Here is a 22,035-nt window from a genome sequence, read left to right on the forward strand (position 1 = left end):
GACGAAAAGCAACAAGTTCAGTAGGCACACACGGAATATCGGCACAAAAATTTTGCTCACCACTAAAATATTGAAAGTAGATATTTTCAGACCATTGCTCCACCAGGTTTTCATCACTGATGTTGCGAACATACTTTAAGATCAGCAGTGATACCATCAACCGAATCGGTTTGGCAGGCTTACCCATTTTTTCACTGTAATGCTTTTTAAAAGCATCTTCAAAAACAGACCAATTAATTGTATTGGCCAGCAGATATAATGGATGCTTCTCATCCAGCTGATCTCCCAGGCTATGAAACAAACCTAATTGTGGAGTGTATTTTGGCGTAATTAGCATTCATAAATTTGCAAGCTTTTTTACAAATTTGCAAATACCCGGCAATTAAAAATCCTATTAAATACCGCACAATACAGTATTCAATAGGATTGTAAACTTTTTGAGGGACGACTAACTAAATAAAACTTCAATATACTATTTCAATAACTCAGCAGCTCTCAACAAATCTTCTGGTGTATCAATCTCAATACCCATATATTGTGTAACGATCATCTTTAATGGAACGCCATATTCAAGATAGCGAAGACATTCAATTTTTTCCGCTGCTTCCAGCGATGTAACCGGCCAGCTGGTAAAATTCATAAGTGCTTGTTTGCGGAAGGCATATACACCAATGTGCTCGTAATAAACTGGGTTAACCTGCTGATCGCGGTGATAAGGGATTGCGCTGCGGCTAAACATCAAGGCGTTCATATTTCTATCCACCGCCACTTTTACATAATTGGGGTCAGCAATAAACTGTGGTTCTTTTAATACCTGCATCAGCGAAGCAACCTGCACTTTTTCGCCGTCCATTCCTTCAAATACATCCAGCAATTTTTTTAATGGTTCCTTTTGTACAAAAGGCTCGTCACCTTGTACATTGACAACAATATCCGCATCCATTTCTGCTACCGCTTCTGCAATCCGGTCGCTGCCACTTTCGTGTTGCCGGACGCTCATTTTCGCTTTTCCCCCGTTATCTACAATCTCTTTAAAAATAATATCACTATCTGTCACCACTATCACTTCATCAAATAAACCGGTGGCTACCGTATTTTCGTACGTGTGCCTGATAACTGTTTTTTCTCCCAGCAACTGCATTAGTTTGGCTGGAAAACGGGTGGCCGCATACCGGGCCGGTATCATTGCTATTTTTATCATCAGTAAAATTTAACAGCGATAAAGTTAAAGGTAAAAATTTGGCACATTGTCAAAAACAACATTCATTTGCTATATTTGAATATAATCGGTTTTGTGATTTGCATGCCAGCTAATCTCTAAAACGATTTATTATGCACACAAGCGAGTTACTGCAGTCTTATTTAGTAGATGCCAACACCTGGGACGAGATGTACGCCAATGCATCTGTAAGGGAACAATACAAAAAGGCGGTTGAGTTTATGCAGCAACTTTCGGTTGATGAACTCAATAAAAAAGAAGAATTGGCGAAACGCCTGTTCATGAGCCAGGGCATCACCTTTACCGTTTACAGCAGTGGTGAGGGCATCGAAAAGATATTTCCCTTCGATATTATTCCACGGATTATCACAGCGTCAGAATGGGACTTCATTGAAAAGGGCATTAAGCAACGGCTTCGGGCGCTCAATCTTTTCTTAAAAGATATTTACAGTAGCCAGTTCATTATTAAAGACGGTGTAATGCCGGCGGAAATGATTTACAGCTGCCCGCATTATCTGCGGGAAATGCATAATTTTCCTGTGCCGTACGATATCTATATTCATATTTCCGGAATTGATTTAATACGTAATAATGATGGCTCATTTTACATTCTGGAAGATAACCTGCGTACGCCAAGTGGTGTAAGTTATATGCTGGAAAACAGGGAAATTACCAAGCGTATTTTTCCAGATTTGCTGCCTAATAATAATGTACGCAGTGTAACAGAATACCCTACTATACTGCATAGAAACCTGGTATCTCTTTCGCCAAGACAGACAAAAAATCCTACGGTAGTTTTACTTACGCCGGGCATTTATAACTCTGCGTATTTTGAGCATACCACCCTCGCAAGGCTGATGGGCGTTGAGTTGGTAGAAGGAAGTGACCTGGTGGTTGACAATCACAAAGTGTACATGAAAACAACTTCAGGGCTGCAGAAAGTTGATGTAATTTACCGGAGGGTAGATGATGACTTTTTGGACCCTTTGGTTTTTGATGCCAACAGCAGACTGGGTGTTGCTGGTATAATGAGCGCCTACCGAAAAGGCAATGTGGCTATTGTAAATGCGGTGGGTAATGGCGTAGCAGATGATAAAGCCATTTACACCTTCGTTCCGGCAATGATACGATACTACCTAAACGAAGAACCTATTTTAAAGAATGTGCCAACCTATCATTTGGGTAAAGATGAAGAACGGGAACATGTGTTTAAAAATATTACCGAAATGGTGATTAAAAAAACCAACGAAAGTGGTGGATACGGCATGCTGATGGGCAGTGCAGCAACGGAAGAAGAGATTACTAAATACAAGGCCGAAGTGTTACTGGATCCAAGGCAATTTATTGCACAGCCTATCATTAGTTTATCTTCTGCGCCGTGTTACATGGACGGCAAATTAACACCACGCAGGATTGACCTGAGACCATATGCATTATGCGGACCGGGAGGAATTGAAATTGTGCCGGGCGGTTTAACAAGGGTGGCCTTAAAAGAAGGCTCGCTTGTTGTTAACTCGTCGCAGGGTGGAGGCAGTAAGGATACCTGGGTATTAGCTGAGTAAGTTGTTAAACCTGTACTGTTGATAGAGTAAAGCTTTCTCAACTATTTGTCTGATAATATCATTGAAACATAATTATTCACCTTATTAAAAAAAGATTCCTGTCATAACCTTTTTGGGAAAGATCGGAGGCTTTGTTTTTATTTATGCTTAGTAGAGTTGCAGATAGTTTATACTGGATGAGCCGTTATATGGAAAGAACGGATGGCATTCTGCGGATGCTGAAAATCAACTATGCATCTTCGCAGGATGATGTACAAGCCTTCAGCTGGAAACCGGTGCTGAAAATTTTTACATTTTTAAACGATGAAGAAGCTTCAGCTTTAGCGCACAATACAAGAGGCGTGTTACAATACATGGTAATTGATAAGGATAACCCCAACTCTGTGTTGAACATGGTTACACTGGCGAGAGAAAATGGACGCAGTGTGCAGGATCATATCACCAAGGAAATGTGGCAATGCCTGAACGATTTTTATCATACCGTGCGGCAGGAAAAACTTGCGGAATGGTTACAAAAAGATGACCCGATCACTATCCTGGATATGCTGATAAAACACGGGGTTTTATATTTTGGCACAACAGATATTACAATGGCCAGGGGAGAAGGTAATTCTTTTATCAATATCGGTAAGTATATTGAAAGAGCCATTCAGTCTGCAGATATCCTGGATGTAAAGTTCAGCGACAGCAACTATGATATGGACGAGGCGAAGGATACTACTTACTGGAAATATTTATTATTATCCATCTCCGGTTATGAGTTGTATTTAAAAACTTACCGCGGTGGCTTTGAGGCCCGCAACGTGGTTGGGCAGGTAATTTTAAATGATCACTTTCCCAGGTCAGTCATTTATTCCGTCAACAGGTTGCACAGGTACTTCGAGCGTTTAAAAAATGAACGCAACGTAAACGATTTTAACCAGGTGGATTTTATGATTGGAAAGCTGAAAAGTAAAGTGAAGTTTTCTACACCTGAAACCATTTTCCAGGAGGGCTTGCACCAATTTTTAACTGAAACAAAAAATGATCTCTATGTGATTGGTAAAACACTGAGTCAAAACTATTTTTCTTATACATAGCAACTTACCAGCAAACACCATTTTACCAGCACTACATTTAAAGCACATAACAATTATGCCCAGATTTATTATACATCATGTAACCAGATATACTTATGAAGAACCTGTGAGAGACAGCGCCAATCAGATTATGTTGTTTCCGGTTAAAGACGAGAATCAGGAAGTACAGAGCCAGCAACTGGTTATTACAGGAGAACCTTTTGTAGAAGTATTCAAAGATTATTATGGAAACGAAGCCGGCACGTTTATGACGCTTGAACCACACACGGAATTGAAAATTGATTCTACTATTGCTGTTGTAACAAAATTCAGAATATTTCCTGCAGATGATATTGCAATTGAAGAACAATGGAATCATTTATACCAGATAAGATATGTTGTGCCTTTTATTGATTTCTTAAAACAGGAAAATTTTGTTGCGCTGGGTGAAGTAAAAAAAATTGCCGATGCTGGTTTTTATAAATCGGTCTCTGTGTACGTAGCCGTACAGCAGTTGAATACTTACGTGTATCAGAATTTCAAATACATCAAAGGAATTACAGGAGTTGAAACTACGCTGGATGAAATATGGAAATTAAGGGCCGGCGTTTGCCAAGACTTTGCACATATGCTATTGGTAATGTTGCGCCTGCTGGGCATCCCCGCCAGGTATGTAAGCGGCTATGTTTGTCCGCATGATAATGATCTTCGCGGCGAAGGTGCAACACATGCCTGGGTAGAAGCTTATATCCCTTTTTATGGATGGCTTGGCCTTGATCCTACCAACAATTGTATTGTAAATGATCGGCACGTACGCCTTGCGATCGGGCGAAACTTTAGCGACTGCTCCCCAGTTAAAGGCACTTATAAAGGTACCGCCCAGCAAAGCCTGGAAGTTGGTGTTTCCGTTGCAGAAGATGGCCTGGTAACCAAAGAGATCTCGGCTGTTTTAACACCACAGGTTGTAACGGTAAAACTAAATGAAGATGGTACTATCAATAATTCGTACCGGAAATATATGGAAATGCAGCAGCAGCAGCAGTAGGAAAGGTCTATTTTTCCATCAAATCTGTATCATAGCCCGGCAAGCGCTCGCTCTCATAGCCACAATTACCACATTGATAGACATAGTCCGGAGCAACGGCATAACTGCCAAAAATCGTTGTAACAACCGCAGTTAAAAAATTGGTTACGCCAGGTTTGGCAATATAACTAAACTGGTGGGCGCCGCACCGGGGGCAGGTTGCCGCGTTAAGATATTCCTCATCGTAACCTTTTAAAATAGCTTTTACGGCATCTACCTGATCGCTTTTGACAACCAGCTTTATACCACCAATGGCATTGGTTAAAATGGGGTCCATGGTAACCGTTGTTTCATCTTTTAAATAGCATTCAATGCCCTCAGCCTGTAAACGACCCAGGATAATATTCGCTAAAAAATAGCTGTCGAATGTTTTTACGGTTTCTAAATCCATGTTGTAAATTTGTGCTTGTATTGACGCCTGCTTATAACTTTTCGTACAATTTTCTTAAGGTTGTCCGGGTAATTTGTTGTTCCCAGTTTTTACCCAGGGCATTTTCCCAAAGTGGTTTCATGCCCAGCGACACGTCAATCATTTTGTCAAATTCTTCATTGGTTAAATTGGCACAGATTTTTTGGGGAATATCTATCTGGTTTTTTTCAACCATGTACTTAAATTCTTTTACACCTTCGGGATAATAGTCTTCGAGGTGATTGAATACAATACAATTGCCAATGCCATGCTTGGTTCCCAACAGGTAACTCAATCCGTAACTTACGGCGTGGGCAACACCTACCTGGCTATAAGCTATACTCATTCCTCCGGCGTAAGATGCCATCATTAATTTGTCGTCACTTGTTTCGTCCCAGCCATTTTTTGCTACATATACGTCGCGGCAAAGCTGCAATGCTTTTTCGCCATAACTTTTGCTGAACTCGTTTAAATAAGTGCCCGTAAGACTTTCGATACAATGTATATAGCAATCCATACCGGTATAAAAACGCTGATTGGCAGGTGCATTGGCGGTTAACTCAGGATCAAGTACTATCTGATCAAATGGTGTAAAGTCCGAATTCATGCCCAGTTTTTTTGTTGGGCCTGTTAAAACAGTCGTACGACTTACTTCAGCACCGGTGCCACTTAAGGTAGGAATACCGACTTTATACACGCCGGCATTTTTTACCAAATCCCATCCCTGGTAATCGGCACTGCTGCCCGGGTTATTCATCATCAGTGAAACAGCTTTCGCCAGGTCCATTGCAGATCCTCCACCTAAACCAATGATGCCACTCACTGTACCAAACTCATCTTTTAAATCACCAGCCAGTTTATCTACGTATGTGGTTTTCGGTTCATTCGTAACGTCTACAAAAATGATTTTGTCTTTTCCCCGCAAAGGAACACGATTGGCAAGCGTTTTATTTTGAAAAAAATGATCTACTAAAAATATCATGGGTGCATCACCCTTTCTGTTGGGTTGCAAAATTTCATCTAATTGATTGAAAGCGCCACGTCCGTAAATAACATAGCCAATCATTTTGAAGTTTCTAAAATTCATTGTGCAAATTTCTACTAAAACAGCTATATGAAAGCAAACTATTTTTGTTAAGGTTATTACCCCGGGTAAGATTAGCCCGGCTGCCAGGCACCAAAATAAAACACTATTTTTTGCAGAAAAAAGGCCTGATTTATTTTGTAAGGTCGTCAATTCCTTCGTCACCATCTAGGTTATCCATTTGACGCATTATTTCAGGATAACGCCTGGCCACATAATTACTCAGCGGTTTCACCGTAAACACTTTGGGGTTAGGCAATGCTGCTGCTATCATGGCAGCTTCGGACCTGGTGAGGTTTTTAGCGTCTTTGTTAAAAAACGCTTTTGCCGCGGCCTGTACGCCAAAAATTCCTTTTCCCATTTCTGCTACATTCAAATACATTTCCAATATGCGTTTTTTACTCCACGCTTTTTCAATCATAAAAGTAAAATACACTTCCAGGCCCTTTCTGATAAAAGTTCTGCCCTGCCATAAAAAAACATTCTTAGCAACCTGCTGGCTGATGGTGCTGGCACCACGAACTTTGGTTGCATGTTTTTTGTTGTAGGTCATGGCTTTCTTTATCGCCTTAATGTCAAAACCATTGTGTTCTGGAAACAGCTGGTCTTCACTCGCCATAACAGCCAGTTTTATATTAGGGCTCATTTCATTAAAGGAAACATAATCTCTGTGTAAACCATTGCCCGTTAAAAGACTTGCTGTTTGTGTAAGCGTGATGGGGGGATTGATCCATTTACAAAAAAGGATGTATACAAACTGTAAAATAAAAAGCCACAAAAAAATTTTTTTACAAATATGCCAGGCTTTCTGCATAGGAATGGGCCGTTAATTTTGTGCAATATAGCTTATGGCTTTTTATTATTGCTTACTTCCACATATACGAGTGAATATTTTTTTCCTATGATCATTCCTTTTCCGGTTAACCTGGCCATCAGGTATCCAATACCTCCCAGAGCCATGGAGCCCACCATTAACTGCGGACTAAATTTATTTCTATCGGCTAAATAAACAACACCGCTGGCAACTGTTAGTAAAGCGCCGCCGCCCATAAGCGCTGCCGCACTGCCGGACACATTGAATTTACCACCAGCCCGGCCTATGGCTTTTATGTCTTTATAATTATACTGATAGCGGTAGCTCGCAACAGTATCCAGCATATATACTCCCAGTGTTGTGGGTACCTGCCTTATGATAAATTGTCTTAAAAATAGGGTGTCGTTTTTTATATCGGTAATCAGGGCTTCAATATAACTGCCTTGTGGATTTGTAAAAGCAATATTATTTCCCTTGTAATATGTGCCGATGGTGCGGTCGTGTTTTTTTAGCAGGATGAAATCTGCGCTCTGACAAAAAACCTGCAGCGAAATAAAAGCAGCGACAATGAAAAGCAGTGGCTTCATACTGTAAAATAAGTGCAAGTGAGTCAGATTACACGTAATTGATTGGTTAATGTTTGGCTGTTGAATAAAATACACCCGCTATAATCACAATCCCGAATATCACGAGTATTAAGCCGGAGATTTTATTGATGAGAGATATATTCTTTTCGTTGAGTTTGCTTCTGAGCTTACCTGCTAATATTACTTTTACAATATCGGCGGCACTGTTTATTATAAGGCAGGTAGCAAAAATTATTATACGCTGATTAATGGTGTGCGTTACTGCAAGAGCTGTAGCTGTTGTAAGCCAAAAAAGCAACAGCGCCGGATTTAACGTGTTTATAAAAAATCCGGAGACAACCAGTTTCGCATGCGTTCGGGCGGTTATAACAATTTGGTTTTCGTCTTCCTTAATGTGTATTTTTTTAAAGAACAAATAATATATCCCCATTGCTATCAGTAAACAGCTTCCGGTAAAGCCGATTACTTTTTTAAAATCCATAAGTTCGGCAACCCACTCTGTAAACACGTTGCTTAACAACACCAGCAAAAGATCGCTTAGCCAAACGCCAGCAACAAAACTAAAACCGCCACCACGGCCATTATTGATACTTTGTTTAAGAATTGTAAAAGCGACCGGACCAACTGAAAAAATCAGCAACAGGCTAATGGCAAAACCTTTTAACAATGCTTCAGTCATTCATGCATGATGAGGTGTAGAGAAAGGAAGTGAAGATAAAAAATAAAGCCGACGCAGGAAATTTACTGCTTTTTTTTGAAGATAGGTACGGTACTGCAGGGCTCGCCGTACATAATGCTTTTAGCGACTGGCCTTAAAATTTGCGTGGCCAGCAAATAAGCTGCTTCTCCAACAGGTATTTCACCGCAGCCTTTTATTACAACTCGTTTATCATGATATTCGTCAACAGGCAACTGGTTAATATTTTTTAACAACGTCATTTTTTTTATTTCCTCAACGGTGCCAAATGTTACTTCCCTGGCAACGGGTTGAAGGTTACTCGCCACGAGCATGTATGCCCACATGGGTATAACTGCATCGGCACTGCAGGTAACAGCTACAATTTTATCCGTATAAGCTGTCAGATCAAGTGTTTTAAGATTCTCCCTAAAATCCTTTTCTTTTAATATCAGGCCCATAAATAAATAGTCCTTCATATCAAACAATGCAATTTCTGTCTCCTTTGGATAATACTCTTCCAGATTTAATGACAGAATTCCACTCTCACTTACTTTATTTACAAATGTTTCTTCCATCAGTACAAAATTAACACTAATAGGATTTGTTTTGTTTACTATCACTTTCGATTGACGAAAAAGTTTACTGGCAAGGCTATAGTCAGGACATAAAAAAACCGGGCTTATGCCCGGTTAAAATACGTTTGTTAACCTAAAAAATTTTGCTTCTGTTATCTTTTATATCAGCGATTTTCTTCAGCGATTCAAAAAAGCTATAGGTTGTTTGCACCATCGTCCGGGTTTTTTCTGCAACCTGAGTGGTAGCAAGTTCTGGTGCAACCGCAGCTTTATTTCCTATACTGTTCACCTTTATAACATAAACACCATTTGTTCCGGCAATCGGTTCGGATGCTTTTGTCTGGTTGGCTTTATTAAAAGCTGCACCAATTACTTTTGGTTCCTGGCCCACACCATTAATTATCTGAGATGAAAACGTTATAGTTGAATCTGCACCTGCAGTATTTACCTGCACCTTGTATGCTGCTGCTGCTGCCTCCAGGGTTGATGATGAGCCTAGTTTTTTTATTATCTCATCAGCTTTCTTCAGGTTACGCACTGTTTGTTCAACCATTGGCCTGGCTGTTTTAGCATCTGGCAAACCTTCTGGCTGAATTTTATCGAGTACTGCAACAACAAACTGGTCTTCTATATTAAAGGGTTCGCTCACATCACCCTGCTTCGCTTCAAATGCCCATTTAATTAATTGTCTTGCATCCTGCAGTGAACCAAACTGGTAATCATTCTCTTTAACCAACATAGGAATGTCTATTTTTCTCAATCCGTTCTTTGCAACATAAGCTTCCACTGCTTTTGCATCACGGGCTTCATTGTACATTTTTGTTGCCTGCGCACTTGCACCGTTAATTGTTTCGTCGCTTGGTAAAATCTCTTTGGCAACGTAGGCTATTTTATAAGCAGGTTCAAAATTCTTCTGGTTCAACACTTCAATATAGTGATAGCCAAATTCAGTCTTAACTACTTTTTTATCTCCGGTTGCACCGTAGAAAATAGTTTCTCCAAATTCTTTTGCAAGTGAATTGGGGCCTGCTAATTGTGCTGCACTGAAATCGTATTCTCCTTTTTTATCTTTACTACCCTGGTCATCGCTATACTTCAATACCATTGTATTAAAATCTGCTCCGCCTTTTATGGCAGAAGCAATACTATCTATTCTTGCTTTAGCCAAACTGTCACTTAATATTGGCTCTCCAGTTTGCTGATTTTTTGTTGCTATTAATATGTGACGGCATTTAACGCTATCAGGTAACTGGCGGCTGCCGAGCATTTTTGCCAGCACAATATTTTTACCATCCAGGTAAGGCCCGAATACAGCGCCGTTTGATAATGCTGCAACAGAATCTTTTTGAGACATCGTTAATTTTGACTTCAGTGTATAACTGTCATCAAAAGCGATGGCACTCATATTTCTTGCTACAAATGCCTTTGAATTGGTGTCCGCAGCAAAAGCACTTTTTAAATTACTTACCAGTTCAAAAGTTTTAACGGTGTCCGAATTGCTGGGAAGCGCACTAAAACTAACGTAAGAGATTATTCTTCCACCATCCTGCTTATAAATATTTTTATGCTTACCCATATAATCTGTTAATTCATCGTCGCTCACTTTTACGGTGCTATCGCTGATGGTGTTATATGGAACTGAAACGTAAGAAATGTTGGCAAAACTATTTGTCTCAGCATTTTCTTTTTCCTGCATCCAGGTCGGATAATAGGCACTTGCTGCTATCAAACTGCTGTATTTATTGGCAAGCGTTTGTAAAATCAATGGTTCCACAATTTGTGCATCTATGGCATCTCTTTGTTCACCTTTTGCTTTTTTTGCCTGCAGCCACCATTCCTTCGCTTTATTTATATCGTATTGTCCCGTTGTCTTATCAGTAAATGCCTGCTTTAATGTTTGCGGTGCATCTTCACTAAAAAGTATACTGCTTAATTCTTTTGGAGAAAAAACAAGACCCAATTTATCAAATTCGCTGCTTAAGACTTTTTCGGCTACCAACTGGTCCCATGCACTTTGGCGCAACTGGTATAATTCAGATCCGGAAACATGGCCACCACGCTGATCTTCCAGCTGTTTTACTTTATCAACTAAAGTTTTGCTGTCTATTGTCTCTCCGTTAATTTTACCAATGGAAGAACTGGAACTGCTTCGGCTGCTTGCAGTTCTGGAATCCATCATTATAAAACCAATTAAACTCAGGGCAATCACACCGATTACTATGGCTGATCCTTTTTCACGAATATTCTGAATAATCTGCATTGTTATACTTATATTAAAATGGACGGCAAAAATAGGGTAATTATATATATTAACAAACTGTGGATAACAAGGCGCAATTGCAGCACCACCAGCATTATTAAAAAATGAATTTTATTGTAAATTTTTTATGCTTATTAATATTAACAGGGGGCTGTGTATAAACATGCATTACTGTGCATAAACGTACTATTCTTCTTCAGAAAAAGGGGAGAGTTGGAGCAAAAGTTTGGTGTTAGCAACGAAGAATTATAAAGGGTGTGCATCAATAACAGTTTATCAGGTAGTTCATTAACATAGATGAAATTCAATAAATCAATTTATTTTTCAGCATTGAATTTTATGCACCGGTGTGAGAAAAAATTATTGCAGAAGCTGGGAATGATGAGTGGATTAGAAAATGTACTGTAACATGTAGTTAATATAAAATGTTAATTAGGTGTGGATGATGGTGGATAAGATGATTAATTTAATTTTACAAAAAATCAGAAATATTTATTTCCACAAATTAACATCCCTAATAGTAGTAGGTTAATTTAAAAATAAGAAATACTAAAACATATTATGAGAGATATTAACACTGCAAAAGCCAATATTGAAACAGCAGGTTTTTTAGATATTGATATTGACCCGGGCATAGATTTATTTGCTGAGATTGAAAAATTGAAGAAAGAAAAGAATGCAATTGTGCTGGCACATTATTACCAGGAGCCGGATATACAGGATGTTGCGGATTTTATTGGTGATAGTCTTGGGTTGGCGCAACAGGCTGAGAAGACAAGCGCAGACATCATCGTTTTTGCAGGCGTTCATTTTATGGCAGAAACAGCCAAGATTTTAAATCCCCATAAAAAAGTATTGCTTCCGGATTTAAAAGCGGGTTGTTCATTGAGTGACAGTGCTCCGCCGGAATTATTCAAGTTATTCAGGGATAAATATCCTGATCATATTGTAATCAGCTACATTAATTGTTCTGCAGGTATGAAGGCACTAAGTGATATTATCTGTACCAGCAGCAATGCGGAGAAAATAATAGAGAGTCTTCCCCGTGAGCAAAAAATAATCTTTGCCCCTGATAAAAACCTGGGTGCTTATTTAAATAAGAAGACAGGAAGGGATATGGTACTTTGGAATGGTGCATGTATGGTTCACGAAATTTTTAGCCTGGAAAAGATTATTAAGTTGAAAGTGCGCCATCCCAATGCTAAAGTAATAGCACATCCCGAGTGTGAAGATGCTGTATTACGGGTTGCAGACTATGTGGGTAGTACTACAGGTTTATTAAAATATTCTATTGACAGCAATGCAAATGAATTTATTGTAGTTACAGAGACAGGTATTTTACACCAGATGCAAAAAAGCAGCCCGGATAAGACGTTTATTCCGGCACCACCGAATAACAGCTGTGCCTGCAATGACTGTCCGCATATGAAATTGAATACGTTAGAGAAATTGTATTTATGCATGGAATATGAAACGCCCGAAATTACAATGGATGAAAAATTGATTGTTGCCGCTAAAAGACCAATACAAAGGATGCTTGAAATAAGCAAGCAATATGGTTTGTAGTACATTTAATTTCGTTTGTTATCAATTTAACGCTTAATTCGATTGCACATTCACAATAAAGTTGTTTATGAATATACCATCAGTTGATCTGGATGATTTTGTAAAAGGCACTAATGAGTCGAAAAAAAGCTTTGTGAGGGCGTTAGGGGAAGCGTATGAAGAGGTAGGTTTTGTAGCGGTGAAGAACCATGGTGTTTCAGCTGAGCTCATTAATGACCTCTATTTGAGGGTGCAGCAGTTTTTTTCATTACCCGCATTGCAGAAAGTTACCTATGAGGATCCTGTACTTGCAGGCCAGCGGGGATATACATCATTCGGTAAAGAGCATGCAAAGGGAAGTGAAGCTGCAGATTTAAAGGAATTCTACCAATACGGGCAGGTTCCCCTTGACGGTTTCTCCGCTGAAGAATACCCGCCAAATATTTCCGTAAAAGAAGTAGATGGTTTTAATGAAATATTTGAGAAAGCATACCGGGCTTTTGAGAAATCGGGCGGTGCTTTGTTGCAGGCAATATCACTTTATCTTGGCTTGGAGGAGTTTTATTTTGAGCCCTTTATAAAAAACGGCAATTCTATTTTACGTGCAATACATTATCCACCTATAACAGAAGAACCGAAATCTGCGATTCGTGCTGAACAACATGAGGATATCAACCTGATTACTTTATTGGTAGGTGCTTCTGCGGATGGATTAGAGATTCTTAACCGTCAAAATAAATGGATTCCTGTAACATCATTACCAGATCAAATAGTTGTAAATGTTGGTGATATGTTGCAGAGATTTACAAATAACAAGCTAAGAAGTACTACCCACAGGGTAGTTAACCCATCAAGGGAATTGTGGCATACATCCCGGTTTTCGATACCATTTTTTTTGCATCCGGTATCAGCTATGAGTTTGCGTTGCCTTGATAATTGCGTGGATAAAGAGAATACTAAAGCTTACGACGATATAACCGCCGGGGAATATCTGGATGAACGCTTACGGGAGATTGGTCTAAAAAAGTAAACTAACGGGTACTTTGATTTGATAACCCAACTATTTTTGTTTTATTACATCTTACAAAGTGATTTTTAATTAGAATATATTAAGTTGAAGTTTCTGCGGCATATTCCATTTCTGAAATCGGTTCTTTTGCATAGCGTCACTGCTTTCGGTGGTCCTCAGGGGCATCTGGGTATGATGATGAAAACTTTCGTTGAAAAGCGAAGGGATGTTACAAAAGAAGAATTAATGGAATACGTGTCGTTTTGCCAGATGCTGCCTGGAGCATCTTCTACCCAAACGCTAACCTTAATTGGCTATAAAAGAGGAGGAATTTCACTGGCGGTAGCTACTTTGATAATTTGGATTTTACCGGCATGCATTTTAATGGGCCTGCTGTCATTTGTGGTAAGCAAGATTGGAACAGCCAATCTTCAGACGGGACTGTTTCAATTTATCCAGCCTATGGCAATTGGTTTTCTGGCTTATGCTGCAGTGAAAACGTTTGGCATTTCAGTAAATAATTTGATTACCAGGATTATAATGGTAAGCGCTACCATTATAACATTTTTGCTTTTTAAAACTCCGTGGGTATTTCCTGTACTAATTATTTTAGGAGGAATTACTACAAATTTTAGTAGTAACCGTATCCCGGAAAAAGAGAAGATTAGGCCAAGGCAAATCCGCTGGACAAATATTTGGCTATTTGTGCTGATTTTCCTGGTAGCTGGTTATTTAAGCGAAACTGCGAGAAAGCAAGAGTGGCAGAACAGGAAGGCTTATAACTTGTTCGAAAACTTTTACAGATTCGGCAGTTTTGTTTTTGGAGGCGGCGATGTGCTGATACCCATGATGCTTGATCAATATGTTGTCAGGCCCACTGCACCTAAGTTTGCCAGTGGTTCACAAAATATTATAAAGATTGATAAGAGCGAATTACTGACAGGAGCGGGAATAGTACGGGCTATACCGGGACCCGTATTTTCTATTGCTTCTTATACAGGCGGAATTGCATTAAAAAAGCAGGGTACAATAAGCCAGCTTTTAGGCTGTGTAATAGGATCAGTTGGCATTTTTCTACCCAGTGCTTTGTTGGTGTTATTTTTTTTTCCAGTCTGGCAAAATCTAAAAAAATTCATTGTAGTTTACCGGGCGCTCGAAGGTATTAATGCGGTGGTGGTTGGTTTGATTTCGGGATCAACTTTGTTTTTGTTGAAGGATATTTCGCTTCTGGGATTTGATGGAGTTGCATTGTTAAATATTGCAGTCATTGCAGGTACATTTCTTATTCTAAAGTTTTCAAAAATTCCCGCACCTGTTATTGTGTTGTTCTGTCTCTTATTAGGCTTTATATGCTAGACTACCGGTAATAGTTATTTTTTTCAATTTCATCCTTTACAGCATCTGGCAGAAGATACCGGATTGATTTTCCTTCTTTAATCAGGTCACGAATATAGGTAGATGAGATTTCAAGTAAGGGAGCATCTAAAATATTAACTTTTGGGCCGACTCCTTCAAGTACATCAAAACGGGGTCTTTTGTAGACAAACAGTTCATATTCCTCCAAAAGCCTTTTGTAGTTTTTCCATTTTGTTATATTTGAGAGGCTGTCGCTTCCCATAATAACTGAAAACTGGTGTTGAGGATACCGCTCTTTAAGATAGGTTAAAGTGTCAATAGTATAAGAGGGTTTTGGCAGCGAAAATTCAACTTTAGACGCTTTGATATTATACTCGCCCTCCAGTGCAGTTTGAATAAGATGGAGCCTTGAATACTCATTTAGTAATGTAGCTGAAAGTTTTAACGGATTTTGTGGAGATACAACCATCCATACTTGTTGAAGAGCTGTGCTGTTTATTGCGCAATTTGCAATGATTAAGTGGCCAATATGAACAGGATTAAACGATCCAAAGTAAAGGCCTATCCTCATAGAGCTGGATCATTTTTTTTGTTTGCAACCTGGATTTCTTCTACCCATATATTTTCAGCTTCGTTAAGCCTAAGGCTTAAGTGATAGCCAGAGACCAATATAGAAATAGGGTCACCCAATGGTGCAATTTGGTCTACCATGATAACTTCGCCAGGAACACACCCCATTTCCATTAGCTTAAGAAAAATATCATCTTTTTCAAAAGACTTAATGGTAACTGATTTACCAACTTTAATTTCCGATAATTTACGATCCATCTTGGTGTTTTATTAATGCAAAAGTATTCATTCGTAATTGTTCTATAATTTCGTTATCCGATATATTATCATGGGAGTACAATTTTTTTTTATTGATGCAAGGATTGCGCTTAGAGAAAGGCGTAGATTGAAGAAATTTATTCAGCATTTGTTTGCTTCCAATATGAGGTCATTGAATAATCTCAGTATCATTTTCTGTACCGACGAGTATCTTTTTAAGATAAACAGGGATTTCTTGCAGCATGAGTATTACACAGATATAGTAACCTTCAATTTATCAGAGGATCCACAAGTTATAGAAGGCGAGATTTATATCAGCCTGGATAGGATCAAAGAGAACGCGATGACTAATAAGGTAACTATCAATAATGAGTTACACAGGATTATCTTTCATGGAGTACTTCACCTTTGTGGTTTTAAAGATAAGACGAAGAAAGATAAAGCTTTGATGACTAGAATGGAGGATAGAACACTCAACGAATATTTTGGCTAAATGCTCCACGTGGAACATTCAAAGCCAAGTTTATTTATAGCTGTTCCACGTGGAACACCTCGATAAGAGGGATTCATCCTTTAAACGACCTTTAAAAACCATTTTGACGATTGTATCTTTGCAAAATGTTTCCAGAATATGATGTTATAGTAGTAGGAGCCGGACATGCCGGTTGTGAGGCAGCTGCAGCTGCAGCTAACTTGGGCAGTAAAGTGCTGTTAATTACCATGAATATGCAAACCATTGCTCAAATGAGTTGTAATCCGGCTATGGGCGGTATAGCTAAAGGACAGATAGTGAGGGAAATAGATGCCATGGGAGGATATAGCGGTATTGTAACCGATCAAAGCATGATACAGTTCAGGATGCTGAACAGATCAAAAGGCCCGGCAATGTGGAGCCCCAGAGCTCAAAGCGACCGGATGCTGTTTGCCGGTAAGTGGCGGGAGATGCTGGAACAAACTCCAAATGTTGATTTTTACCAGGATATGGTAAATGGCTTGCTCATCAAGGGTGGCAGGGTAAGTGGTGTTATAAGCGGGCTTGGTCATGAAATTAAAAGTAAGGCTGTGGTATTAACCAATGGAACCTTCCTAAATGGGGTAATTCATATTGGTGAAAGGCAATTGGGCGGGGGCAGAATGGCCGAAAAGGCAGCTACTGGTATTACTGAACAACTTGTCAGTCTCGGATTTGAAAGTCAGCGTTTAAAAACAGGAACACCTCCAAGAATCGATGGGCGCAGTTTGGATTATAGTAAGATGGAGGAACAAAAGGGGGATGAGCAGATAACAGGATTTAGTTTTCTTAATGTGCCCAGAATAAAGCCTGAACAACAAAGAAGTTGCTGGATGACCTATACCAACGAGCAGGTTCATGATATATTGAAAACAGGGTTTGAAAAGAGTCCGATGTTCCAGGGGCGAATAAAAGGTACTGGTCCACGATATTGTCCAAGTATTGAGGATAAAATAAACCGGTTTGCAGAAAGAGACAGGCACCAGTTGTTTGTAGAGCCAGAAGGTTTTAGCACTGTCGAGATATATGTAAACGGATTTTCCTCTTCCTTACCTGAACAAGTTCAATACCAGGCACTTAAACTGGTTCCTGGTTTTGAAAACTGCAAAATGTTCCGCCCGGGATATGCGATTGAATACGACTTTTTTCCACCCACCCAGTTGCAGTTCAGCCTGGAAACCAAACAGGTTCAAAATCTATTTTTTGCAGGTCAGATAAACGGTACTACCGGGTATGAAGAGGCTGCCTGTCAGGGTTTAATGGCGGGAATCAATGCACATCAGAAAGTAAAAGAACTGGAACCGCTGGTATTGAAAAGGAGCGAAGCTTATATTGGTGTTTTGATCGATGATCTGATTAACAAGGGCACAGATGAACCTTACCGTATGTTTACCAGCAGGGCAGAATTCAGAACACTTTTAAGACAGGATAATGCGGACGTGCGCCTGACACCATTAAGCTATAAATTAGGCCTTGCCTCCCAAGAAAGAATGGATAGAGTAGAAGGCAAAATAACAGGAGTAAAGAAGGCAACAGACTTATTAAGCATGCTATCAGTGGAACCGGGAGAAATAAACGAATTTTTAGGAAGTGTTCAATCCGCTCCATTGGTAAATAAGCAGAAAATCTTGCAATTGCTGCTTAGACCAAACATAAGCCTGACAGATATGCAAGTTTCCGTGGCAAGAATTAAATTGGCATTAGAAGAGTTTGATACTGAAACGCTTGAACAGGTTGAGATCGTAACAAAGTACGATACCTACATTGAGAAGGAGCGGGAACTGGTAGCTAAAATGAGCACGTTGGAAGATCTTATTATTCCCGATAATTTCAATTATACAAAACTGGTTTCGCTTAGTAACGAAGCCCGTCAAAAATTTACCAAGATAAGACCACGCACGCTTGGTCAGGCCTCCCGCATATCTGGTGTTAACCCGAGCGACGTGCAGATATTGATGGTATTTATGGGCAGGTAAATAAAGAGGAAAAGTTTAAAAATTGGATTATAACTACATTTGCACTCGATTTTATAATAATTAAATGAACAATTATGGCATTGAATTTTTCTGCTGATACCTCTAAAGAATTAATTTTTGAAAAAATTGCAGCCTACCTGCATGAAAGGGAGTTAAAAGTAGCAAGCCAGGATAGTTCCCGTCCATGGGGAGGTTTTTTTGTGTTAGAAGAAGGGGAAGCAAGAAAGTTTATAGCTCTATACTTTCCCCATTTGACAAAAGAAGAGTTGAGCATCTCAGGAAAATTAAGTCCCAAAATATTGATTGTCGCACCACATAAAAGATTAAGCTGGCAATACCATCACCGGCGGGCAGAAATCTGGAAATTAATCGGAGGTGTTGCGGGAGTAATTACCAGTGATACGGATGAGGAAAAAGAAATAACAGAATTAAAAATCGGCGATATTATACAATTGAAACAAGGCGAACGTCATCGCCTGATAGGTATGGACGGTTGGGGAGTTGTTGCAGAAATCTGGCGGCATACAGACCAGGAAAATCCGAGCGATGAAGACGATATTGTAAGAGTACAGGATGACTTCGGAAGATAAAACAATTTTTTGGTAATGGGGTATAACTATATTATTAGTTATACCCCATTATTTTTAATGGAAGTCCTTCAATAAAAAATAATAACGGATTTGAATCATTAAATCTTTTATGTTGATGGTTTTAACACAAATAGACAAAGGAAAGGTACTCAAATTATACACAACGTGAAGGATTGGCGAAGATACAGGAAGTTATTAATCGTCTTGTACAAATCAATTTGTAGCGTAGTTCGGTATGCTATCAAACCGGTTGACCTTTTTTTAATGAAGCCAGCATAATTTTTACTTCGCCATAACTAATGCCAGCAGGTAAATTTTCCATGATTTTTTTATGTCCTTCTGTACCATGCTTTGATACGGCTTCATTTATTAAATCTTGTTTAGTTGTACTAAGCAACCCGCTTACATCAACTTCTCCCAGTTCAACAAAATAAGCAAGATGTCCTTCAATGGTTCCTACAGCTAAATTTCTTTCTGCTGCAATCTCTGCAATGGTTTTACCTTCTTTAAACAAACGAAAGCTGGCTGTTTTTGTATCTGTTTTTACTTCCATTGTTTTCACCTTTCGCTTTGCTTTTACAGGTATCGCTTCAATGTTTGTATGCAGGTTATTCTCTTCGCAGTAGGCATTGATGATTGCTAAAAAAGCTTCGCCAAATTGTTGTGTCTTCACTTTTCCAAAGCCGCTGATCATGGTTAATTCTTCAAAAGTCTGCGGAAGATAGCGGGCCATTTCATCCAGCGTATTGCTGTTGGCAACCATAAAAACAGCCACGTTTTTTTGATCACAGAGTTTGTCCCGCTTTGCACGAAGTTGCTTATGTAAATCCGGATGAGGGCTGTCATTTTTTTGGTAAGAAGATTTGCCGGCATAGAAATTCACCGGCAGGTAGGGCTTTACAAAAGTTCTTTTTTGATGCAGATAACCAGATACAATAAAACCATCTTTACAAACAGCTAATAAATGCTTACGAAAGTAGAGGCTTTGGTACAAGTCAGCCAGCATTTTATTGCCATCCATGGCAACGACCTTACTGTCTGTTACAGCTATACATTTATTTATTTGTTGCAGGCAATTGTCAAGCTCTGCATAAAAATGATTGCTTGCTGCTGCAATTCTTTTTTGTAAGGTTTCATTGTGTTCAGGGAGTGTAGGATAATTTAATAATTCCTTCAGCTGGGGTTGAAATTTTGTTGCCGTAGATTCCATGTTTGCAATTGCCGACTTTATCATATCAGCCCAGGAAACAGCCTCTTTATTAAAAACGGCGATTTGAGAATTTATAAAATGAAATAATGCTTTTGCATGCAACTGCTGTTCTTCAAAATCAAATAATTGCAATAAAATCTGTTCCTGAAATAAGTGTTTTGCTTGTTGCAACAATTGCAATTGTGCAGCAGATGTTCGTTGCGCTGAAGCAAATTCAGCAATGCGCCTATCGTTGCGTAAACTATGATTATTAATTCGACTGTGCAATATCATACCTGCCAATGTAGTGCAACGGCTTAGAGCAACATATACCTGACCGGGTGCAAAAGCTTCACCCGCATCAATAATGGCTTTCTCAAATGTAAGGCCCTGGCTTTTATGAATGGTGATAGCCCACGCAAGACGCAAGGGAAATTGAGTAAAAGAACCGATTTCATTCTCCTCAATCTGGTTAGTTGTTTTGTCAATGTTGTAACGGATATTTCTCCACTTTTCTTTTTTTACTTCAATTGGTGTTGGTTCTCCCTGGCATTGAACAAAAATTTTATCATCCTCGATCTTGTCAACTATACCAATTTTGCCGTTAAAATACCGGCGTACTTTTTCAATGTCATTTTTAAGAAACATCACCTGTGTACCTATCTTTAATTTTAAATTCAGATCCGCAGGAAAGGACTTTTCATAAAATTCACCTTCTATAGCAGCATCAAACCTGTATTCTTTACCATCCAGTTCATGCAGGGCTTTAAAGTTAATTGCATCCGCTTTGCTATTGTGTGTTGTAAGTGTAATATATTTTTCTTCTCTTGCGGGATTAAAACCGGGAAGATAACGGGTATGCAACAACTGGTAGCAATCCTGATCCATTTCATTATTTCGAACCTGGTTTAAAACCTGCACAAATGCGCTATCGTTCTGCCGGTAAATTTTGTCAAGTTCTATATATACAGGTTGCTGTGCTTCGATAACATGGCTGTTGAAGAAGTATTCGCTTTTGTAATATGGAGACAGCAAGTCCCATTCTTCAGCTTTCACTACGGGCGGCAACTGGTACATATCACCAATCAATAATACCTGCACGCCGCCAAACGGCACTGAATACTGGCTACGCACATGGCGTAATACTGTGTCAATAGCATCCAGCACATCGCAACGCACCATACTTATCTCATCAATAATCAGCAGCTCTAATTTTTGCATTACCTCTTTGCGATCGTTTGTTAAACGAAGTCTTCCTACGAGACTATGCTTATCGGTTATAGCGTCATTGGTGCCATAACCCTTGCTAACCGGAATAAATGGAGTGAAGGGCAGTTGAAAAAATGAATGAATTGTTGTGCCTCCAGCGTTGATTGCTGCAACACCTGTAGGTGCTACCACTACCGTATTTTTTATTCCATTTTCTTTTACGTGTTTTAAGAACGTGGTTTTGCCGGTACCGGCTTTGCCGGTTAAAAAGACAGATGCATTTGTATAATTGACAAAATCTGAGGCCAGTTGAAATGACGTGTTGGTGATATCTGTTGTGTTGGTGCCCACTCAATTGATTGTTTACTGATGACCATACCGGTTAAAGAATTATTGGACTTCTTTATAAAGAGACTTCACTTTAATCATATAAAGATAAAGCGATAACAAAGAAAAAAGGATTGCACGGTTTGATGCAATACCAATTGCAG

At 39.3% G+C, this 22,035-nt stretch carries 21 protein-coding genes; 9 read left to right on the plus strand and 12 right to left on the minus strand.

The window, feature by feature from the left end:
* Window positions 1-337: transposase (locus tag QWZ08_RS27880; protein ID WP_290341272.1), on the minus strand; the 337-nt coding region annotated here is incomplete at its 3' end.
* 135 nt (window positions 338-472) lie between these two features.
* Entirely contained in the window at window positions 473-1,201 is a 729-nt protein-coding gene (gene kdsB, locus QWZ08_RS27885; RefSeq protein ID WP_290341275.1) for a 3-deoxy-manno-octulosonate cytidylyltransferase, read from the minus strand.
* A 131-nt stretch (window positions 1,202-1,332) separates the two neighbouring features.
* On the opposite strand from kdsB, the gene QWZ08_RS27890 reads away from it, so the two are divergent.
* The 3 genes from QWZ08_RS27890 (at window position 1,333) to QWZ08_RS27900 (ending at window position 4,884) form a co-directional block, all read left to right on the plus strand.
* Window positions 1,333-2,781: a circularly permuted type 2 ATP-grasp protein gene (locus QWZ08_RS27890; protein ID WP_290341277.1), complete on the plus strand. Its 1,449-nt coding sequence runs from the start codon at window positions 1,333-1,335 to the stop codon at window positions 2,779-2,781.
* Between the two features lie 143 nt (window positions 2,782-2,924).
* Entirely contained in the window at window positions 2,925-3,860 is a 936-nt protein-coding gene (locus QWZ08_RS27895; RefSeq protein ID WP_290341279.1) for an alpha-E domain-containing protein, read from the plus strand.
* Window positions 3,861-3,915: 55 nt separating this feature from the next.
* Window positions 3,916-4,884 (plus strand): transglutaminase family protein, encoded by a 969-nt coding sequence (locus QWZ08_RS27900; protein WP_290341283.1) that lies wholly within the window; start codon window positions 3,916-3,918, stop codon window positions 4,882-4,884.
* Window positions 4,885-4,891: 7 nt separating this feature from the next.
* On the opposite strand, the gene QWZ08_RS27905 is transcribed toward QWZ08_RS27900, so the two are convergent.
* The 7 genes from QWZ08_RS27905 to QWZ08_RS27935 all read right to left on the minus strand — a co-directional run bounded on the left by QWZ08_RS27905 (window position 4,892) and on the right by QWZ08_RS27935 (window position 11,331).
* A complete protein-coding gene (locus tag QWZ08_RS27905; protein WP_290341285.1) occupies window positions 4,892-5,314 on the minus strand; it encodes a putative signal transducing protein in 423 nt (140 codons plus the stop codon).
* A gap of 31 nt (window positions 5,315-5,345) precedes the next feature.
* Entirely contained in the window at window positions 5,346-6,419 is a 1,074-nt protein-coding gene (locus tag QWZ08_RS27910; RefSeq protein WP_290341287.1) for an iron-containing alcohol dehydrogenase family protein, read from the minus strand.
* Between the two features lie 130 nt (window positions 6,420-6,549).
* Window positions 6,550-7,230, minus strand: a complete 681-nt coding sequence (gene mtgA, locus QWZ08_RS27915) for a monofunctional biosynthetic peptidoglycan transglycosylase (protein WP_290341289.1) — start codon at window positions 7,228-7,230, stop codon at window positions 6,550-6,552.
* A 32-nt stretch (window positions 7,231-7,262) separates the two neighbouring features.
* On the minus strand, window positions 7,263-7,817 hold the full coding sequence (locus QWZ08_RS27920; RefSeq protein ID WP_290341291.1) for a hypothetical protein: 555 nt from the start codon (window positions 7,815-7,817) through the stop codon (window positions 7,263-7,265).
* Window positions 7,818-7,863: 46 nt separating this feature from the next.
* Window positions 7,864-8,496, minus strand: coding sequence for a LysE family translocator (locus tag QWZ08_RS27925; RefSeq protein ID WP_290341293.1), 633 nt, complete (start codon window positions 8,494-8,496; stop codon window positions 7,864-7,866).
* A gap of 62 nt (window positions 8,497-8,558) precedes the next feature.
* Window positions 8,559-9,071, minus strand: coding sequence for a DUF2480 family protein (locus QWZ08_RS27930; protein WP_290341296.1), 513 nt, complete (start codon window positions 9,069-9,071; stop codon window positions 8,559-8,561).
* A gap of 133 nt (window positions 9,072-9,204) precedes the next feature.
* Window positions 9,205-11,331, minus strand: a complete 2,127-nt coding sequence (locus QWZ08_RS27935; RefSeq protein WP_290341298.1) for a peptidylprolyl isomerase — start codon at window positions 11,329-11,331, stop codon at window positions 9,205-9,207.
* Between the two features lie 561 nt (window positions 11,332-11,892).
* Between QWZ08_RS27935 and nadA the strand changes: the two genes are divergently transcribed.
* The 3 genes from nadA to QWZ08_RS27950 all read left to right on the plus strand — a co-directional run bounded on the left by nadA (window position 11,893) and on the right by QWZ08_RS27950 (window position 15,241).
* Window positions 11,893-12,897, plus strand: a complete 1,005-nt coding sequence (gene nadA, locus QWZ08_RS27940; RefSeq protein WP_290341300.1) for a quinolinate synthase NadA — start codon at window positions 11,893-11,895, stop codon at window positions 12,895-12,897.
* 67 nt (window positions 12,898-12,964) lie between these two features.
* Window positions 12,965-13,906 carry an isopenicillin N synthase family dioxygenase gene (locus tag QWZ08_RS27945; protein WP_290341302.1) on the plus strand — a complete coding sequence of 314 codons (942 nt, stop codon included), beginning with the start codon at window positions 12,965-12,967 and terminating at the stop codon, window positions 13,904-13,906.
* A 126-nt stretch (window positions 13,907-14,032) separates the two neighbouring features.
* Window positions 14,033-15,241 carry a chromate transporter gene (locus QWZ08_RS27950; RefSeq protein ID WP_290341305.1) on the plus strand — a complete coding sequence of 403 codons (1,209 nt, stop codon included), beginning with the start codon at window positions 14,033-14,035 and terminating at the stop codon, window positions 15,239-15,241.
* Window position 15,242: 1 nt separating this feature from the next.
* Here the strand turns inward: QWZ08_RS27950 and nadD are convergent, their stop codons facing one another.
* Together nadD and QWZ08_RS27960 are read right to left on the minus strand one after the other, a co-directional pair.
* Window positions 15,243-15,812: a nicotinate (nicotinamide) nucleotide adenylyltransferase gene (gene nadD / locus QWZ08_RS27955; protein WP_290341307.1), complete on the minus strand. Its 570-nt coding sequence runs from the start codon at window positions 15,810-15,812 to the stop codon at window positions 15,243-15,245.
* Window positions 15,809-16,069, minus strand: a complete 261-nt coding sequence (locus QWZ08_RS27960; RefSeq protein ID WP_290341310.1) for a FeoA family protein — start codon at window positions 16,067-16,069, stop codon at window positions 15,809-15,811. The genes nadD and QWZ08_RS27960 overlap by 4 nt, the downstream gene beginning before the upstream one ends.
* Window positions 16,070-16,139: 70 nt before the next feature.
* Between QWZ08_RS27960 and ybeY the strand changes: the two genes are divergently transcribed.
* The 3 genes from ybeY to QWZ08_RS27975 all read left to right on the plus strand — a co-directional run bounded on the left by ybeY (window position 16,140) and on the right by QWZ08_RS27975 (window position 19,146).
* Window positions 16,140-16,562, plus strand: a complete 423-nt coding sequence (gene ybeY, locus QWZ08_RS27965) for an rRNA maturation RNase YbeY (protein WP_290341311.1) — start codon at window positions 16,140-16,142, stop codon at window positions 16,560-16,562.
* Window positions 16,563-16,687: 125 nt separating this feature from the next.
* The gene (gene mnmG / locus QWZ08_RS27970; RefSeq protein WP_290341312.1) at window positions 16,688-18,556 is read left to right on the plus strand and encodes a tRNA uridine-5-carboxymethylaminomethyl(34) synthesis enzyme MnmG; all 1,869 of its coding nucleotides are present in this window, start codon (window positions 16,688-16,690) and stop codon (window positions 18,554-18,556) included.
* 74 nt (window positions 18,557-18,630) lie between these two features.
* Complete coding sequence (locus QWZ08_RS27975) at window positions 18,631-19,146, plus strand: cupin domain-containing protein (protein WP_290341314.1); 516 nt, start codon at window positions 18,631-18,633, stop codon at window positions 19,144-19,146.
* Between the two features lie 241 nt (window positions 19,147-19,387).
* Here the strand turns inward: QWZ08_RS27975 and QWZ08_RS27980 are convergent, their stop codons facing one another.
* Window positions 19,388-21,895 (minus strand): helix-turn-helix domain-containing protein, encoded by a 2,508-nt coding sequence (locus QWZ08_RS27980; protein WP_290341316.1) that lies wholly within the window; start codon window positions 21,893-21,895, stop codon window positions 19,388-19,390.
* Between the last annotated feature and the right edge of the window lie 140 nt (window positions 21,896-22,035).

The sequence above is a fragment of the Ferruginibacter paludis genome (genome assembly GCF_030409685.1).
In the GTDB taxonomy this organism is placed as follows: Bacteria; Bacteroidota; Bacteroidia; order Chitinophagales; family Chitinophagaceae; genus Ferruginibacter; species Ferruginibacter paludis.